Source organism: Streptomyces sp. NPDC047315 (assembly GCF_040643215.1).
Classification (GTDB): domain Bacteria; phylum Actinomycetota; class Actinomycetes; order Streptomycetales; family Streptomycetaceae; genus Streptomyces.
Genome location: NZ_JBEYTZ010000010.1, coordinates 162114 through 176256, shown reverse-complemented (window position 1 = coordinate 176256; position 14143 = coordinate 162114). Strand labels below are relative to the sequence as shown.

Here is a 14143-nt window from a genome sequence, read left to right as displayed (position 1 = left end):
TCGCGCACACCGACGGGACCGCTCTCACCAGCGCCACCCTCGTGGACGGTGGTCGTCATACGTCGTCCTGCGTAGTTCCACGTCGTCCTGCGTCGCCCTACCGGGGAGCCGCACCCTGCATCCGCTGGACGAGGCGCAGCGCCCGCGTCCCCTCCAGCAGCAGGGACTCCACCAGCGGGCCGGTTCCCCGATCGGTTACCGCCGCGTCCACGTACTCCGCCGCGGTCCGGGCGTCCCCGCCCAGTACGTCGTCGGCGTCCAGGGCCCGGCGGACGCCGGCGTAGTCGATGCCGAGGGCCGCCAGCCGCTCTCCCCCGCGGTAGCGGTCGTCCGGCTCCGGCGCGCGCTCCGCCAGCATGTGCGGATGGGCGCGGGCCACCTCGTGGGTGGCGAGCACCGCCAACAGGACGTGCTCGGTGCCGACGTGGTCCTGCCCGAGCAACCGCGCCTGCGCCTGCGTCTCCTGCCGGATCCAAGCGGTGGGGTCCGTCGCCCAGTTCACCCCGCCGCCCAGCCAGCGCCGCAAGAACGACATGGGGTACGGGCGGCGCCCCAGCAGCGCGTCCCGGGTCGGGCGCAGCCGGGGGTCGAGCCCGGCCGGGAGGTCGTCGCCACCGACCGCCCCCGCGGCCCTGGACCCGGCCCCGGATTCGGCTCCGGCTCCGGCTCCGGCATCGAGCCGGGCCCGTACGGCGTCCGCCGTCGTCCCGCACAGCGCCAGCACCTCGGCGCACCGGCTGTCGCCGTCCGCCAACAGCCCCCGCAGCAGGTCCTCGGGCGTGAGCTTCGACGCGCCCGTCCTCCGTGCCTGCGCCATGGCGTGCTCGAAGGCGCGGTGTCCGGCGCCGGTCAGCATCCGTCGGCGTTCGCCGTCCTCCCCCAGGACGTCGGCCGACGAGATGCTGTCCCCCGCGCCGTCGTCGCCCCTCCAGGCGTCCACCCGGCCGTCCCGGTCTCGAAGGACGGCCAGGGCGGACGCCTTGGTCACGGACTCGGCCGCGAGGGCGGCGCGGGCTTCCCCCTTGGTGCCGGTGATCCCCGCGAGCAGGTGCTCGCTTCCCATGGCGTCCCCGTCGCAGCATCCCCATGCCGCGCCGAGTACGCCGATCACCTTCCAGCCCGCTGCCACCCGTGTTTCCATGCGACCCTCCCGTTGTCTCCCCCGTTTTCCCCCGTGGTTCCCCCGTGGTTCCCCCGTGGTTCCCCCGTCGAGAGTGACGATCTCCCACTTCAGCGGGGTGCCGCGTCACCCGTTCGTTGACACTTCAGTCAACGAACGTCGCTCAAGCGCGCAGGTCACTCAGGGAGCGCTGCGGTGAGGTCGACCTCGATCAGCTGCCCGGGGTAGCCGAGTTGGGCCACGCCGAGGAGGGTGCTCGCGGTGGAGAAGGCGGTCGCGATGCCCGAGCCGTTCAGCCGGTCCCACGCCTTCGCCAGCACCTTCTCGTCGGTGCTCACCACGTAGATCACCGAACGCACGACGTGCTCCGGCCCCGCCCCCACCGCGCGCAGGGCCGTCAGCGCATTGGCCGCGACCTGATCGATCTGGCCGTCCAGATCGCCCTCGGCGACGACTTCGCCGGAGGTGTCGAGGGGGCACTGCCCCGAGAGATAGGCGGTACGGCCCGCCTGGACGACGGTGATGTGGTGGTAGCCGGGGGTCGAGTGGAGTTCGTCGGGGTTGATCCGTTCGATGTTGCCGCTGTTGTTGCTGTTGTTGCTCATGCCAACGAGTCTGCGTGAGCCGTGTGGGCCCCGCATCCGCATTTCCGCCCCGCTCGACCCCCGGCCGCTCGACCCCCGGCCGCCCGGACTACCCCAGCCCTCGGGCGAGCGCGCCCGCCAGTTCCCCGTCGGGGGTGTCCCCCCGCAGGTTGGACAGGTACAGCCCGCCGAGCCCGTAACTCTTCGCGTACGCCGCCTTGGTGGCGACGGACGTCGGGGTGTCGTACGTCCACCACTCGTTGCCGCAGTGCGCATACGCGGTCCCGGAGAACGCGACGGGGTGCGGGCAGCGGGTCTTGATCAGCCGGTAGTCCTCCCGCCCGAACTCGTACGTCCCCGGCGCCGGCCCGTTGGCCGGGCTCGGCGGCTCGGGGTGCCCGCGCACGCCCTCCCAGCCCCAGGCGTGCGTGGGCACCCCGAGGACCAGCTTGTTGGGGTGCACCGGCCGGGCGGTGAGTTCGCGCAGATGGAGGTGGGCGCTGTTGTCGAAGGACCCGTCCCAGCTCTCGTCCTGGAGGACGGCGTGCGGGGCGGTGCGGTGTTTGCGGTTGGGATCGGTGGAGGTGAAGTAGTCCGGCGAACCCGGCCGGGTCCTGGAGCGCCTGCGCGAACCCGCTGGTGGCGCCCCCGCTGTACGCGGGCCCGCCGAAGGACCACAGGACCTCCAGCCCCGGCTGCCGCTCCTTCAACTTCCGCAACTGGTTCAGGTGTCCCCGCAACGGCTGGTCCCAGCTGTCCGCGCGCCCGTCGACGCTCTCCTCGGCCGCGTGGGCGCGCTCCAACGACTCGTACGCGTCCCCGACCGCGCACCGCCCGTCGCGCACCGCCCCGTACGCGTACGTCAGATGGCTGAGCCTGCCCGCCGTCCCGCTGGTGACCAGGTCCCGTACGTGGAACCCGCGTTCGTGCCCGCCGACCTCGTGGAATACACCCATCTTGACGGGGTGCGCGGGCGGCGGCGGAACGGTGCCGCCGGTACGGATTACCCCGGCAGGCTCTCGTACTGGTTCTGTCCGGGCGGGGCTTCCGCGACGACCGAGTAGCGGTACTCGGTGGCCACGTTCAGCCCCCGGTCGGTGAAGGTCAGCACGCCCGGCTGGGTCCGTCCGACGTCGTGCCCGTCGCGCAGCACCCGGTACCCGACGACGTCGGTGCCGGGTACGGGCGCGTCCCAGGCCACGGTCACGGTCCGATCGGTGACGGCGGCGGCCCGCACGTTCGTGGCCGCGGGCACGGCGTACGCGGGCGTCGCCCCGCCCACCAGCACCCCCGCCCACAGGGCGACGGCGACGAGAAGGGCGACGGCGCTCCGGCCCGCCCTCGGTGTGATGAGTGTGCTCAACGACGCTCCTTCGTGGGGAGTGTTGCAACACTGCGCCGCACAACGTGAACGTCTCGGAGTCCACCGCACTTGCGAAGCTAGGGAGGAACGCGCGCCCGGATCAAGAGAGATGAGAACTCCGTGCCGAGATGAGGGGACTTCTCATGGGTGCGCCGGGCCTCCAGCCTCGGGCCTCCGGGCCTCCGGGCCTCCGGGCCTCCGGGCCTCCGTGAGGCAGGAAGCACGGAAACAGGGCCTGGATAAGCTCACCTCCCCGAAGGAGGAGTGCGCCCGTGACCACGGAGATCGTGATCGCCCAGACCACCGTCGACGCCGAGGACAAGGCCGAAGCCCTGGCCCACGGAGCGGTGGACGCCCGCCTCGCGGCGTGTGCCCACGTCGATCCCCCCATCAAGGCGTTCTACCGCTGGCAGGGCGAGGTCCAGACGGACCGCGAGTGGCGCATCTCGTACAAGACGACCCGGTCCCGGCTGCCGGAGCTCACGGCATGGGTGTCGGCGGCGCATTCGTACGACGTGCCGGAGTGGATCGTGCTCCCGGTGGACGACGGGTCGGAGGCGTATCTGGAGTGGGTGACGGAGCAGAGCAGCGCGGAACCCCGATGACCGGGAGCTGACGGGCGACCGGGCGACCGGCAGAGCGGGCGGCGACCAACAAAGCCTGCTGGTCACCGCCCGCGCCCGCCCACGCGCGCGCTATGAGTGAGGCCCGTCAGGGCAGGAAGGCCCGGGGGGCGGGTGTCAGAAGCCGCCTTGGAGCGGGAGGCGCTTGCGCGGGTCCGCGGTCTCCGGAAGCTGGGAGGACGACGGCGGCGGGGTCGGGTTCGCCGCGCACGTCACGTCCTTCGCCGGGAGCTTGCCCGTCGTCAGATACGCCGTCGCCACCGCGTCCGCGCAGCTGCTCACGCCTTCGAGGTACACGCCGTGCGTCTCGCCCTCGTCGACCGTGACCATCCGGGAACCCTTCATCGCCCGGTGCATCCCCTTCGCCTCCTGCAGCGGGGTCTGCGAGTCCCACTCCGCCTGGAGCATCAGCGCGCCGACCCGGTTGTTGACCTTCGTCGCCGGCTCGACGGGGTCGTCCCAGAACGCGCACGCCGTGACGTTGGAGCCGAAGTCGCCGTAGATCGGGAAGCGCGCGGCGTCGCGGGCCGCGTCGCGGCGGTAGGTGGCCAGGTCGCGCGGCCAGGACGCGTCGCCGCAGACGATCGTCTGGAAGAGCGACATCTCGTTGTCCTGGACGACGTACGACGGCGGCGGCTCGACCGGCTCGCCGGCTGCGGCCTTCTTCACCATGACGAGGATCTCCGCGCCCAGGGCACGGTGGAAGAACGCCCGGCGCATCGTCTCGCGGAGCACGGGGCCGTCGAGGACTTCGTCACCGACCCTGATGGGCTCGCGGTCCGCCCGGGCGACGAGGTCCCAGAAGCTCTTGTCGACCGCCTCCGGCGTCGCCCCCAGGCCGTACTTCGCGTGGTGCTGCGCCGTCCAACGCGTCCAGCGGTCGTACGCCGGCTCCGCGCCGGTGGCCCAGGCGCGCAGCGTGCCCCGCCACGCCTTGCTCGGGTCGACCGAGCTGTCCAGCACGATGCGGTCCGAACGGTGCGGGAACATCTGGGTGTACACGGCGCCCAGGTACGTGCCGTACGAGACGCCCACATAGCTGATCTTCTTCTCGCCGAGCGCGGCCCGGATCGCGTCCATGTCCCGCGCCGTGTTGCGGGTGGTGAAGTGCTTCAGATCGGCGCCGTACTTCGCCCGGCACTTGTCCGCGAACGTGCGCGCCCACGCCACGGACGAGTCGAACGTCGCCTCCGAGTACGGCAGCAGGACCCGTCGCTCCTGCGGTGCGGTACCGCACTCGACGGGGGTGCTCTTGCCGACGCCCCGCGGGTCGAAGCCGATCAGGTCGTACTGGTCCTTCACGGACTGCGGCAGCATCCCGCCCCACACCATCGGGTCTCCGACGCCGGAGCCCCCGGGCCCGCCCGGGTTGAAGAGCAGCACGCCGCGCCGCTTCTTCGGGTCGGTGGCCTTCGTCCGGGATATCGCGACCTCAATCTTCTTGCCGCCCGGCGCCCGGTAGTCCAACGGCACCTTGATCGTGGCGCACTCGAAGGCCGCGGGGGTGTCGGCGCCACACCGCTGCCACGTCAGCGGCTGCGCCGCGGCGTTCGTCGAGTTCGTCGAGTTCGTCGAGTTCGCCGGCGCGGCGTTCGCAGGGGCGGCGACGGCCACCGCGGGGGCCAGGGTCGCCAGGACGCTCACCGCGAGGACGGGAGCGATACGTCTTGACTGCACGTGCTGTCCTTTCTCGTACGTACGGGCATGCTCAGAGGCGCGCATGCGTCATCGAGCGGACGTCGCGCCGGGGGCGACGCGCGCCGTGGAGCTGAGGAACGGCAACTCGGTGTGGTGCCGCCGCTCGTGCGCACCCGCCGGATCCGGGGTGCAGGTCGTGTCCTTCGCCGGGAGGCGGCCCGTGAGGAGGTAGGTGTTCGTCAGGGCCTCGGCGCAGCTGCTGGTGCCCGAACCGTAGACCCCGTGGCCCTCGCCCTCGTCGACGAAGACCATCCGCGCCCCCTTCATGTCCTCGCGCAGTCCGACACCGTCGGGCAGCGGGGTCTGCGAGTCCCACTCGTTGTGCACGATGAGCGCGCCGACCCGGTTGTCCACGACGGTGGCGGGCTCGACGTTGTCGTCCCAGAACGCGCACGGGTTGATGTGGGAGGCGAAGTCCCCGTACAGCGGGAAGCGGGCGGCGTCCCGCCGGGCGTCCTTGCGGTACGTCCGCGGGTCCTTCGGCCACGGGGCGTCGCCGCAGCTCACGGCCCACAGCGCGGAGGCGAACCCTTCGTCCAACTGCATGCCGGGCAGCTCCGGGGTGGGCTTCCCGGCCACGGCGTCCCGCAGGATCTGCACGCTCTCCGTCGCCACGCTCGGCTGGAAGAAGCCGGCGCGCATCCTGGCCCGGATGTCGTCGCCGTCCAGGGGAGTCGTACCGACCTTGATGGGGGCGCGGTTCGCCCGGGCGACCAGGTCCCAGAACGTCTTGGAGACCGCACGCGGCGTCGAACCCAGGCCGTGCTGCGCATGGCGCCCGGCGGCCCACCGCGTCCACCGCTCGAACGCCTTCTCCGTCTCCGGCGCCCAGAGCCGGAAGTCCGCCCGCCAGGCCCGCTTGGGGTCCACCGCGCTGTCCAGCACGAAGCGGTCGGCGCGGTGCGGGAACAGCTGGGTGTAGACCGCGCCCAGATACGTGCCGTAGGAGTAGCCGAAGAAGTTGATCTTCTTCTCGCCGAGCGCCGTGCGGATCGCGTCCATGTCCCGCGCGGTGTTGCGGGTGGTGATGTGCTTCAGGTCGGCGCCGTGCTTGGCCCGGCACTTGTCCGCGAAGGAGCGCGCGAGCGCGGTGTCCCGGGCGAACGTCCGCTCCTTGAAGGGGCGTTCCAGATCAAGGTCTTCATCGGTCAGCCCACAGCGCACGGGGGCGCTCTGCCCGACGCCGCGGGGATCGAAACCGATCAGGTCGTACCGGTCCTTGACGGACTGCGGCAGCAACTCCCGCATCATCAGGGGCATGTCGAGGCCGTTGCCACCGGGGCCGCCGGGGTTGAACAGCAGCACCCCGCGCCGCTTGGCCGGGTCCGCTGCGCTCAACCGGGAGATCGCGACGTCGATCTGCTTGCCGCCCGGCGCCCCGTAGTCCAACGGCACCTTGATCGTGGCGCACCGGTAGTCGGGCGCGGGGTCGGTGGCGCACTGCTGCCACACCGGCTGCTGAGCACCGCCGGCCGGGGCCAACGCGGCGGATGCGGCCGGGGGTACGGGCGCGGCCACGGCCACCGCGGGGGCCAGCGGCGCGAGCACGCCCACCGCAAGCACGGGGACCAGTCTTCTGGCTTGCACGAAGGTCGTTCCTTCCGTTCGTCTCGTGGCGCGCACCGGCGGTCGGTCCGGGGCGCGCTGGGACACCGGCCAACCGGAGGAGGGCGGCCGGCAGTCGAGGGTGGGACGGCCGTACGAGGGACGGGGATCGTACGGCCGCCCCGGGACCGGGCCGGTCAGTCACGCCGGCCCGGCGATCAAGGGAGCGATCCAGCCGAGGGTCAGCCGGGCCGGGGAGCCAGCCGGGCCCTGAGAGGGCCAGCCGGCCGGGGGTAGCCGGCCCGGGCGGTCGGCCCGCTGGGCGCGGCCCGGCAGTCACGGCCCGACGGTCGCGGTCCAGCGGGCACGGTCGGCTCAGCGAGCCGCGCCCGCGCCTATGAGCACCCCCACCTTCGGCAGGTCCACCGGAGCCGCGCGCCGGGCACCCGGCTCGGCCCGGCACGTCACGTCCTTCGCCGGGAGCCGCCCCGTGGCCAGGTACTCCGACGTCACGTCGCTGGCGCAGGCGCTGCCGAAGAGGTACACGCCGTGGCCCTCGCCCTCGTCGACCGTGACCATCCGCGCCCCCTTCATCGCCCGTTGCATGCCCCGCGCCGTCGCCAGCGGGGTCTGCGAGTCCCACTCGTTCTGCACGATCAGGGCCGGGACGCGGTTGTCCACGACGGTGACGCGCTCGGCCGGGCGGTCCCAGAACGCGCACGGGTTGATGTGGGAGGCGAAGTCCCCGTACAGCGGGAAGCGGGCGCCGTCCCGCAGCGCGTCCTTGCGGTAGGTCCGCGGGTCCTTCGGCCACGAAACGTCGCCGCACACGATCGCGAACTGCAAGGACGCTTCGTTGTCACTCATGGGCGGATCCGCCGGCACGTCCGGCACCGGCTTCCCGGCAGCCGCCTCCTTCAGCATCGCGACCAACTCGCTGGCGTGCCGGACCTCGTAGACGGAGGGACGCATCTCGTCGCGTATCTCGACGCCGGACACCTTGCGGCTGCCGACGGTGACGGGGGTCCGGTCGGCCTGGGCGACCAGGTCCCAGAACGTCTTGGAGACCGCACGCGGCGTCGCCCCGAGCCCGTACTGCGCATGACGCCCGGCCGCCCACCGCGTCCACCGCTCGAACGCCTTCTCCGCGTCGGGGCCCCAGTGACGGAACGTCTCGCGCCAGGCCAGCGCGGGATCGACGGCGCTGTCCAGCACGATCCGGTCCGCCCGCTGGGGGAACAACTGCGCGTACACCGCGCCCAGATACGTGCCGTAGGAGTAGCCGACGTACGACAGCTTGGGCTCGCCGAGCGCGGCCCGGATCGCGTCCATGTCCCGCGCCGTGTTGCGCGTCGTGAAGTGCTTCAGATCGGCGCCGTGCTCAGCCCTGCACTTGTCCGCGGTGCCACGGGCGCGGGCCACGTCGACCGCGAAGGCGCCCGGGACGTAAGGCCGCGGCCACAGCTTCTCCTCGTCGGAGAGCCCGCAGGCGAGCGGGGTGCTCTCGCCCACGCCCCGGGGGTCGAAGCCGACGAGGTCGAAGCGGTCCAGCACGGAGCGCGGCAGGGCGTCGCGGAACTCCGGCGGCATGCCGAGGCCCGGGCCGCCGGGACCACCGGGATTGAAGAGCAGCACGCCACGCCGCTTGGCCGGGTCCGCGGTCCTGATCCGGGAGACGGCGACGTCAATCTTCTTGCCGCCCGGCGCCCGGTAGTCCAACGGCACCTTGACCGTGGTGCACTCGAAGTCCGCGGGGGTGTCAGCTCCGCACCGCTGCCACGCGAGGCCCGACGGCGAAGCGGCCTGCGACGGCGGGCGTGACTGCGGTGCCGCCACCGCTACCGCGGGGGTCAGGACCGCGAGCGCACTCGCCGCGAGACCTGCCGCGAGCACGGGAACAAGGCGTCGTACCAACACGGAAGGGTCCTCCCGCTCGGCTATCTGGACACCTACGACCTTGGCCCGACGGGACCCCTTTGCGAATCACCCGGCGAGCGGTAGCCGAGTAAGCCTGCGGTCTTATCTCCCCGACTTCCGGATCATTCTGCGGGCGCAGTTGAATTCCGCCATCCTCAGGGGTCGATTATCAGCCGCTTCGCCGCCCCCTCCACCGCCCCTGCAATTTCATACGACTCAGGGGCGAATAAGGGCCGACCTCAGGGCTCGACTCGGGCTCGACTCGGGGTCCGCGTCAGGGGCCGACTCCGGGTCATCAAAGGGCCGTGAGCGAAGCGACGGGAAGCGAAGCACCGGGAGGGCGAAGGACCAGGGGATACGGAAACGCCAAGCACGCGGAAACGTCGAGCGGGCGGAAAGACCAGGCACGCGAAAAGGCCGGGCACGCCGAAGGGCGGCACCCCCTGGGAGTGGGGTGCCGCCCTTCGTACGTAACCGGCCCTGCCGATCCTGGAGATGCTTCCCCCGGGATCAGAAGTCCATGTCACCGCCCGGCATGCCGCCCGGAGCAGCCGCAGCGGCCTTCTCCGGCTTGTCGGCGATGACGGCCTCGGTGGTCAGGAACAGCGCGGCGATCGACGCGGCGTTCTGCAGCGCGGAACGCGTGACCTTCGCCGGGTCGAGGATGCCCTCGGCGATCATGTCGACGTACTCGCCGGTCGCGGCGTTCAGACCGTGACCCGGGGTCAGGTTGCGCACCTTCTCGACCACGACGCCGCCCTCAAGACCGCCGTTGACGGCGATCTGCTTGAGCGGGGCCTCCAGGGCCAGCTTGACGGCGTTGGCACCGGTGGCCTCGTCGCCGTCGAGCTCCAGCTTGTCGAAGACGGCGGACGCCTGCAGCAGCGCAACGCCACCACCGGCGACGATGCCCTCCTCGACTGCGGCCTTCGCGTTGCGAACGGCGTCCTCGATGCGGTGCTTGCGCTCCTTGAGCTCCACCTCGGTCGCGGCGCCGGCCTTGATGACGGCCACGCCGCCGGCCAGCTTCGCGAGGCGCTCCTGGAGCTTCTCGCGGTCGTAGTCCGAGTCGGAGTTCTCGATCTCGGCGCGGATCTGGTTGACCCGACCGGCGACCTGGTCGCTGTCACCGGCGCCGTCGACGATGGTCGTCTCGTCCTTGGTGATGACGACCTTGCGGGCGCGACCGAGCAGGTCGAGGCCCGCGTTCTCCAGCTTGAGGCCGACCTCCTCGGAGATGACCGTGCCGCCGGTGAGGATGGCGATGTCGTTCAGCATCGCCTTGCGGCGGTCGCCGAAGCCCGGAGCCTTGACGGCGACGGACTTGAAGGTGCCGCGGATCTTGTTGACGATCAGCGTGGACAGGGCCTCGGCCTCGACGTCCTCGGCGATGATCAGCAGCGCCTTGCCGGACTGCATGACCTTCTCCAGGAGCGGGAGCAGGTCCTTGACCGAGGAGATCTTGGAGTTGACGACGAGGATGTAGGGGTCGTCGAGGACGGCCTCCATGCGCTCCATGTCGGTCGCGAAGTACGCCGAGATGTAGCCCTTGTCGAAGCGCATGCCCTCGGTGAGCTCCAGCTCCAGACCGAAGGTCTGGGACTCCTCGACCGTGATGACGCCTTCCTTGCCGACCTTGTCCATGGCCTCGGCGATCAGCTCGCCGATCTGGGTGTCGGCGGCGGAGATGGAGGCGGTGGAGGCGATCTGCTCCTTGGTCTCCACGTCCTTGGCCTGCTCAAGCAGGGCGGCGGAGACGGCCTCGACGGCCTTCTCGATGCCGCGCTTGAGGGCCATCGGGTTGGCGCCGGCCGCGACGTTGCGCAGCCCCTCGCGGACCAGGGCCTGGGCCAGAACCGTGGCGGTGGTCGTACCGTCGCCGGCGACGTCGTCCGTCTTCTTGGCGACTTCCTTGACCAGCTCGGCGCCGATCTTCTCGTACGGGTCCTCGAGCTCGATCTCCTTGGCGATGGACACGCCATCGTTGGTGATCGTGGGGGCGCCCCACTTCTTCTCAAGGACGACGTTGCGACCCTTGGGGCCAAGGGTGACCTTGACGGCGTCAGCGAGCTGGTTCATCCCGCGCTCGAGACCGCGCCGTGCCTCCTCGTCGAACGCGATGATCTTTGCCATGTGAAGTGTCCTCCACGGACTGGGTGGGAAGCTCTACGGACCGCGCTGGCGCCCGCGACGGACGGCCTGCCCGCACCAGTGGCTCCATGCGCCACACGGCGAGCGGGCCTCACCGACCCGGCCCTTCGTTGTCACTCTCACCCGGAGAGTGCTAACGCCAATGATTAGCACTCGCCACCCGAGAGTGCAAGCGTCCGACCCTCCCCCGACCCCCGCGACGGAGGGAACCGGCCGCGCTGGAAGGAGCGCGGGACGCGGGGCCGGCCGAGGAACACCGCGGGATACCCGACGGGGCACCCAGGGGACGATCCGGCAGGTCGGGCAAACGCAGGCCGGGTGCGCGCAAGAAGCGGGCCGGGCAGCACACAGAAGGGCCTCGCACCCCAACCGGGGTGCGAGGCCCTTCAAGTGCGTGAGTACGCCGGAGCGGGACTCAGGCCGAAATCTTCACCATGTCGGCCTGCGGGCCCTTCTGCCCCTGCGAGATCTCGAATTCGACCCGCTGACCCTCCTCCAGGGTGCGGTAGCCGTCCATCTGGATCGCGCTGTAGTGGACGAATACGTCCGCACCACCGTCGACCGCGATGAAGCCGTACCCCTTCTCCGCGTTGAACCACTTGACGGTGCCCTGAGCCATGCCCAACTCCCCTATTACTGGCCCTTGCACAGGACCGCACCTCGCGGACCCGGGTCAGACCCCTACCCGCTCACTGGAGTGCGCCGGAACGCGTCGACCGCGGCTGAATGTATCTGCCCAACTGCCCTCTGCAACAGGTCAATCGGACGAGAATTCCTGGAACCTACGATCGGGTAATTAGGTTGGATTACCGCAATTCCGGGGCAAACCAGGCCGGACAAAAGGAACTTAAGCGACACAAGTACGCCACACATTGGCTGCTTCTTATCGAGCCCGGGCGCAATTCGATACGTGGGCGAGAGCGGTCGGCGAAGGGGCGTTCCCCAACTGTAGCGTGCTCAACCATGCAGAATTGCCCCCTCCGGATGTCTCACGGAGGGGGCAATGCAGCTGACTCAGGGTAATGCGGCGGGTAATGCGGCTGACTCTGGGTGATGCCGGCCGCGCCGGCCGGCATCACCCGCGCCGGGCCGGAGCCCGGGGCTCAGCCGCCGGCGACCGCGGGGATGATCGAGATGCCGGCGCCGTCCGGCGTCGCGGTCTCCAGGCCCTGCTCGAAGCGGACGTCGTCGTCGTTGACGTACACGTTGACGAAGCGGCGCAGCTTGCCCTGGTCGTCCAGGACGCGGGCGGCGATCCCCGTGTGGTTCTTCTCCAGGTCGGCGATGACCTCGGCGAGGGTCGCGCCCTCGGCGGGCACCTCGGCCTGACCGCCGGTGTAGGTGCGCAGGATGGTCGGGATGCGGACGTTGACGCTCATGGGTGCCTCTTTCGGGGCCGGTACGAAGCCGGTACGGGGCGGTACGGGGCGGTCGTAGGGAACGGAGGGGCTGCCGGGACGGGGCTGCCGGGACCTGGGGTCAGCTAGCCAGGCCGGCGGCGCGGAACGCGTCCAGGCTCGGCCGGATCGTCGCCGACGGACCGGTGGTCTCGGCGACCGCGTCCAGCGTCTTGAGCCCGTCGCCGGTGTTGAGGACCACGGTGGTGAGCGACGGGTCCAGGACGCCCGACTCCAGCAACTTCTTCGTGACGCCGACGGTCACGCCGCCCGCGGTCTCCGCGAAGATCCCCTCCGTGCGGGCGAGCAGCTTGATCGCCTCGACGACCTGCTCGTCGGTGACGTCCTCGACCACGCCCCCGGTGCGCCGGGCGATGTCCAGGACGTAGGGCCCGTCGGCCGGGTTGCCGATGGCGAGCGACTTCACGATGGTGTCGGGCTTGACCGGCCGCACGACGTCGTGACCCGCCTTGAACGCGGCGGACACCGGGGAGCAGCCCTCGGCCTGCGCGGCGATGATCCGGTACGGGCGGTCCTCGACCAGGCCCAGCTTGATCAGCTCCTGGAGCCCCTTGTCGATCTTGGTGAGCTGGGAGCCGGAGGCGACGGGGACGACGATCTGGTCCGGGATGCGCCAGCCGAGCTGCTCGCAGATCTCGTACGCCAGGGTCTTGGAGCCCTCGGCGTAGTACGGGCGGAGGTTGACGTTCACGAAGCCCCAGCCCTCGCCGATCGGGTCGCCGATCAGCTCGGAGCAGAAGCGGTTCACGTCGTCGTAGGTGCCCTCGATGCCGACGAGGTCGCCGCCGTAGACCGCGGCCATGACGACCTTGCCCTGCTCCAGGTCGGACGGGATGAAGACGCAGGAGCGCAGCCCGGCGCGGGCCGCGGCGGCGCCCACCGCGCCGGCGAGGTTGCCGGTGGAGGAGCAGGAGAGGGTGGTGAAGCCGAAGGCGCGGGCGGCCTCGACGGCGATGGCGACCACGCGGTCCTTGAAGGAGTGCGTCGGGTTGCCGGAGTCGTCCTTGACGTACAGCCCGCCGGTGACGCCGAGCTCGGCGGCGAGCCGGTCGGCCTTGACGAGCTTGGTGAAGCCGGGGTTCACGTTCGGCTTGTCGGCGACGTCCGCGGGGACGGGCAGCAGGGGTGCGTAGCGCCAGATGTTGGCGGGGCCGGCCTCGATGCGCTTGCGCAGCTCCTCCGGGTCGCCGGCGGGCAGGTCGTACGCGATCTCCAGCGGGCCGAAGCAGGCGGCACAGGCGAAGATCGGGCCGAGCGGGAAGCGCTCGCCGCACTCGCGACAGGAGAGCGCTGCGGCGGGGCCGAGGTCGGGGGTGGTTGCGGTGCTTGCGGCGGTCTGCACAGCCATGGAGGCGAGGCCCTTTCTCCTCATCTTCCTCATGGCGCGTTTCGCCATGAGACGGATTTGGCACCTTCCCAAGCCGGGAGCCTCGCGACGCTGCGGCGCTGATGGTGCGCCGCACGACGGAGACCGGCTGGAGGGTTGCCGGGGCTTCAACGGGCCGTATCCCTCTGCCCCTCTGGATGAGCGGTATTCGATTGTGAACGGCGGGGTCGAACAGATCGAACGAGGCGATCGGAACGTTCAACGGTGGGGCCGTTCGGCGCGGGGACCCCGACATGCGATGGCCATCCGCGTTGTTCAAGACTGTAACCGAAGGTCCGGGCGGTTGAGATAGTCGTCCGAACCGCGAGATGGGTCACAGCGGGCGCCGGAGGGCTGG

The 14143-nt window shown here is 70.9% G+C and carries 11 protein-coding genes, 1 pseudogene and 1 riboswitch; of the genes and pseudogenes, 1 reads left to right on the top strand and 11 read right to left on the bottom strand.

Annotation, left to right across the window (positions count from 1 at the left end; all coding sequences use genetic code 11):
- Window positions 1-97 precede the first annotated feature (97 nt).
- The 4 genes and pseudogenes from ABZ842_RS14380 to ABZ842_RS14365 form a co-directional block, all read right to left on the bottom strand.
- The gene (locus ABZ842_RS14380) at window positions 98-1141 is read right to left on the bottom strand and encodes a Clp protease N-terminal domain-containing protein (protein ID WP_361536726.1); all 1044 of its coding nucleotides are present in this window, start codon (window positions 1139-1141) and stop codon (window positions 98-100) included.
- Window positions 1142-1296: 155 nt separating this feature from the next.
- Window positions 1297-1725 carry a RidA family protein gene (locus tag ABZ842_RS14375; RefSeq protein ID WP_361536724.1) on the bottom strand — a complete coding sequence of 143 codons (429 nt, stop codon included), beginning with the start codon at window positions 1723-1725 and terminating at the stop codon, window positions 1297-1299.
- Window positions 1726-1813: 88 nt separating this feature from the next.
- Window positions 1814-2218, bottom strand: a pseudogene (locus ABZ842_RS14370) (glycoside hydrolase family 18 protein); the annotation flags it as partial.
- A gap of 489 nt (window positions 2219-2707) precedes the next feature.
- Window positions 2708-3067 (bottom strand): fibronectin type III domain-containing protein, encoded by a 360-nt coding sequence (locus tag ABZ842_RS14365; RefSeq protein WP_361536722.1) that lies wholly within the window; start codon window positions 3065-3067, stop codon window positions 2708-2710.
- Window positions 3068-3339: 272 nt separating this feature from the next.
- On the opposite strand from ABZ842_RS14365, the gene cutA reads away from it, so the two are divergent.
- On the top strand, window positions 3340-3672 hold the full coding sequence (gene cutA / locus ABZ842_RS14360) for a divalent-cation tolerance protein CutA (protein ID WP_361536720.1): 333 nt from the start codon (window positions 3340-3342) through the stop codon (window positions 3670-3672).
- Between the two features lie 135 nt (window positions 3673-3807).
- Here the strand turns inward: cutA and ABZ842_RS14355 are convergent, their stop codons facing one another.
- The 7 genes from ABZ842_RS14355 to thrC form a co-directional block, all read right to left on the bottom strand.
- Entirely contained in the window at window positions 3808-5367 is a 1560-nt protein-coding gene (locus ABZ842_RS14355; protein WP_361536718.1) for an alpha/beta hydrolase, read from the bottom strand.
- A 48-nt stretch (window positions 5368-5415) separates the two neighbouring features.
- Entirely contained in the window at window positions 5416-6975 is a 1560-nt protein-coding gene (locus tag ABZ842_RS14350) for an alpha/beta fold hydrolase (protein WP_361536716.1), read from the bottom strand.
- Between the two features lie 333 nt (window positions 6976-7308).
- Window positions 7309-8850 (bottom strand): alpha/beta hydrolase, encoded by a 1542-nt coding sequence (locus tag ABZ842_RS14345; RefSeq protein WP_361536714.1) that lies wholly within the window; start codon window positions 8848-8850, stop codon window positions 7309-7311.
- Window positions 8851-9360: 510 nt separating this feature from the next.
- Complete coding sequence (gene groL, locus ABZ842_RS14340) at window positions 9361-10983, bottom strand: chaperonin GroEL (RefSeq protein WP_361536712.1); 1623 nt, start codon at window positions 10981-10983, stop codon at window positions 9361-9363.
- A 433-nt stretch (window positions 10984-11416) separates the two neighbouring features.
- Window positions 11417-11620 carry a cold-shock protein gene (locus tag ABZ842_RS14335; RefSeq protein ID WP_361536710.1) on the bottom strand — a complete coding sequence of 68 codons (204 nt, stop codon included), beginning with the start codon at window positions 11618-11620 and terminating at the stop codon, window positions 11417-11419.
- A gap of 484 nt (window positions 11621-12104) precedes the next feature.
- Window positions 12105-12380 carry a MoaD/ThiS family protein gene (locus tag ABZ842_RS14330; RefSeq protein WP_361536708.1) on the bottom strand — a complete coding sequence of 92 codons (276 nt, stop codon included), beginning with the start codon at window positions 12378-12380 and terminating at the stop codon, window positions 12105-12107.
- A 100-nt stretch (window positions 12381-12480) separates the two neighbouring features.
- The gene (gene thrC / locus ABZ842_RS14325) at window positions 12481-13767 is read right to left on the bottom strand and encodes a threonine synthase (protein ID WP_361536706.1); all 1287 of its coding nucleotides are present in this window, start codon (window positions 13765-13767) and stop codon (window positions 12481-12483) included.
- Between the two features lie 17 nt (window positions 13768-13784).
- Window positions 13785-13950, bottom strand: a riboswitch (SAM riboswitch).
- Window positions 13951-14143 lie beyond the last annotated feature (193 nt).

What these genes read in the sequence shown, in the direction of transcription:
- ABZ842_RS14380 (WP_361536726.1), bottom strand. Translation starts at nt 1,141, where the DNA reads ATGGAAACACGGGTGGCAGCGGGCTGGAAGGTGATCGGCGTACTCGGC.
- ABZ842_RS14375 (WP_361536724.1), bottom strand. Translation starts at nt 1,725, where the DNA reads ATGAGCAACAACAGCAACAACAGCGGCAACATCGAACGGATCAACCCC.
- groL (WP_361536712.1), bottom strand. Translation starts at nt 10,983, where the DNA reads ATGGCAAAGATCATCGCGTTCGACGAGGAGGCACGGCGCGGTCTCGAG.
- ABZ842_RS14335 (WP_361536710.1), bottom strand. Translation starts at nt 11,620, where the DNA reads ATGGCTCAGGGCACCGTCAAGTGGTTCAACGCGGAGAAGGGGTACGGC.
- ABZ842_RS14330 (WP_361536708.1), bottom strand. Translation starts at nt 12,380, where the DNA reads ATGAGCGTCAACGTCCGCATCCCGACCATCCTGCGCACCTACACCGGC.
- thrC (WP_361536706.1), bottom strand. Translation starts at nt 13,767, where the DNA reads ATGGCTGTGCAGACCGCCGCAAGCACCGCAACCACCCCCGACCTCGGC.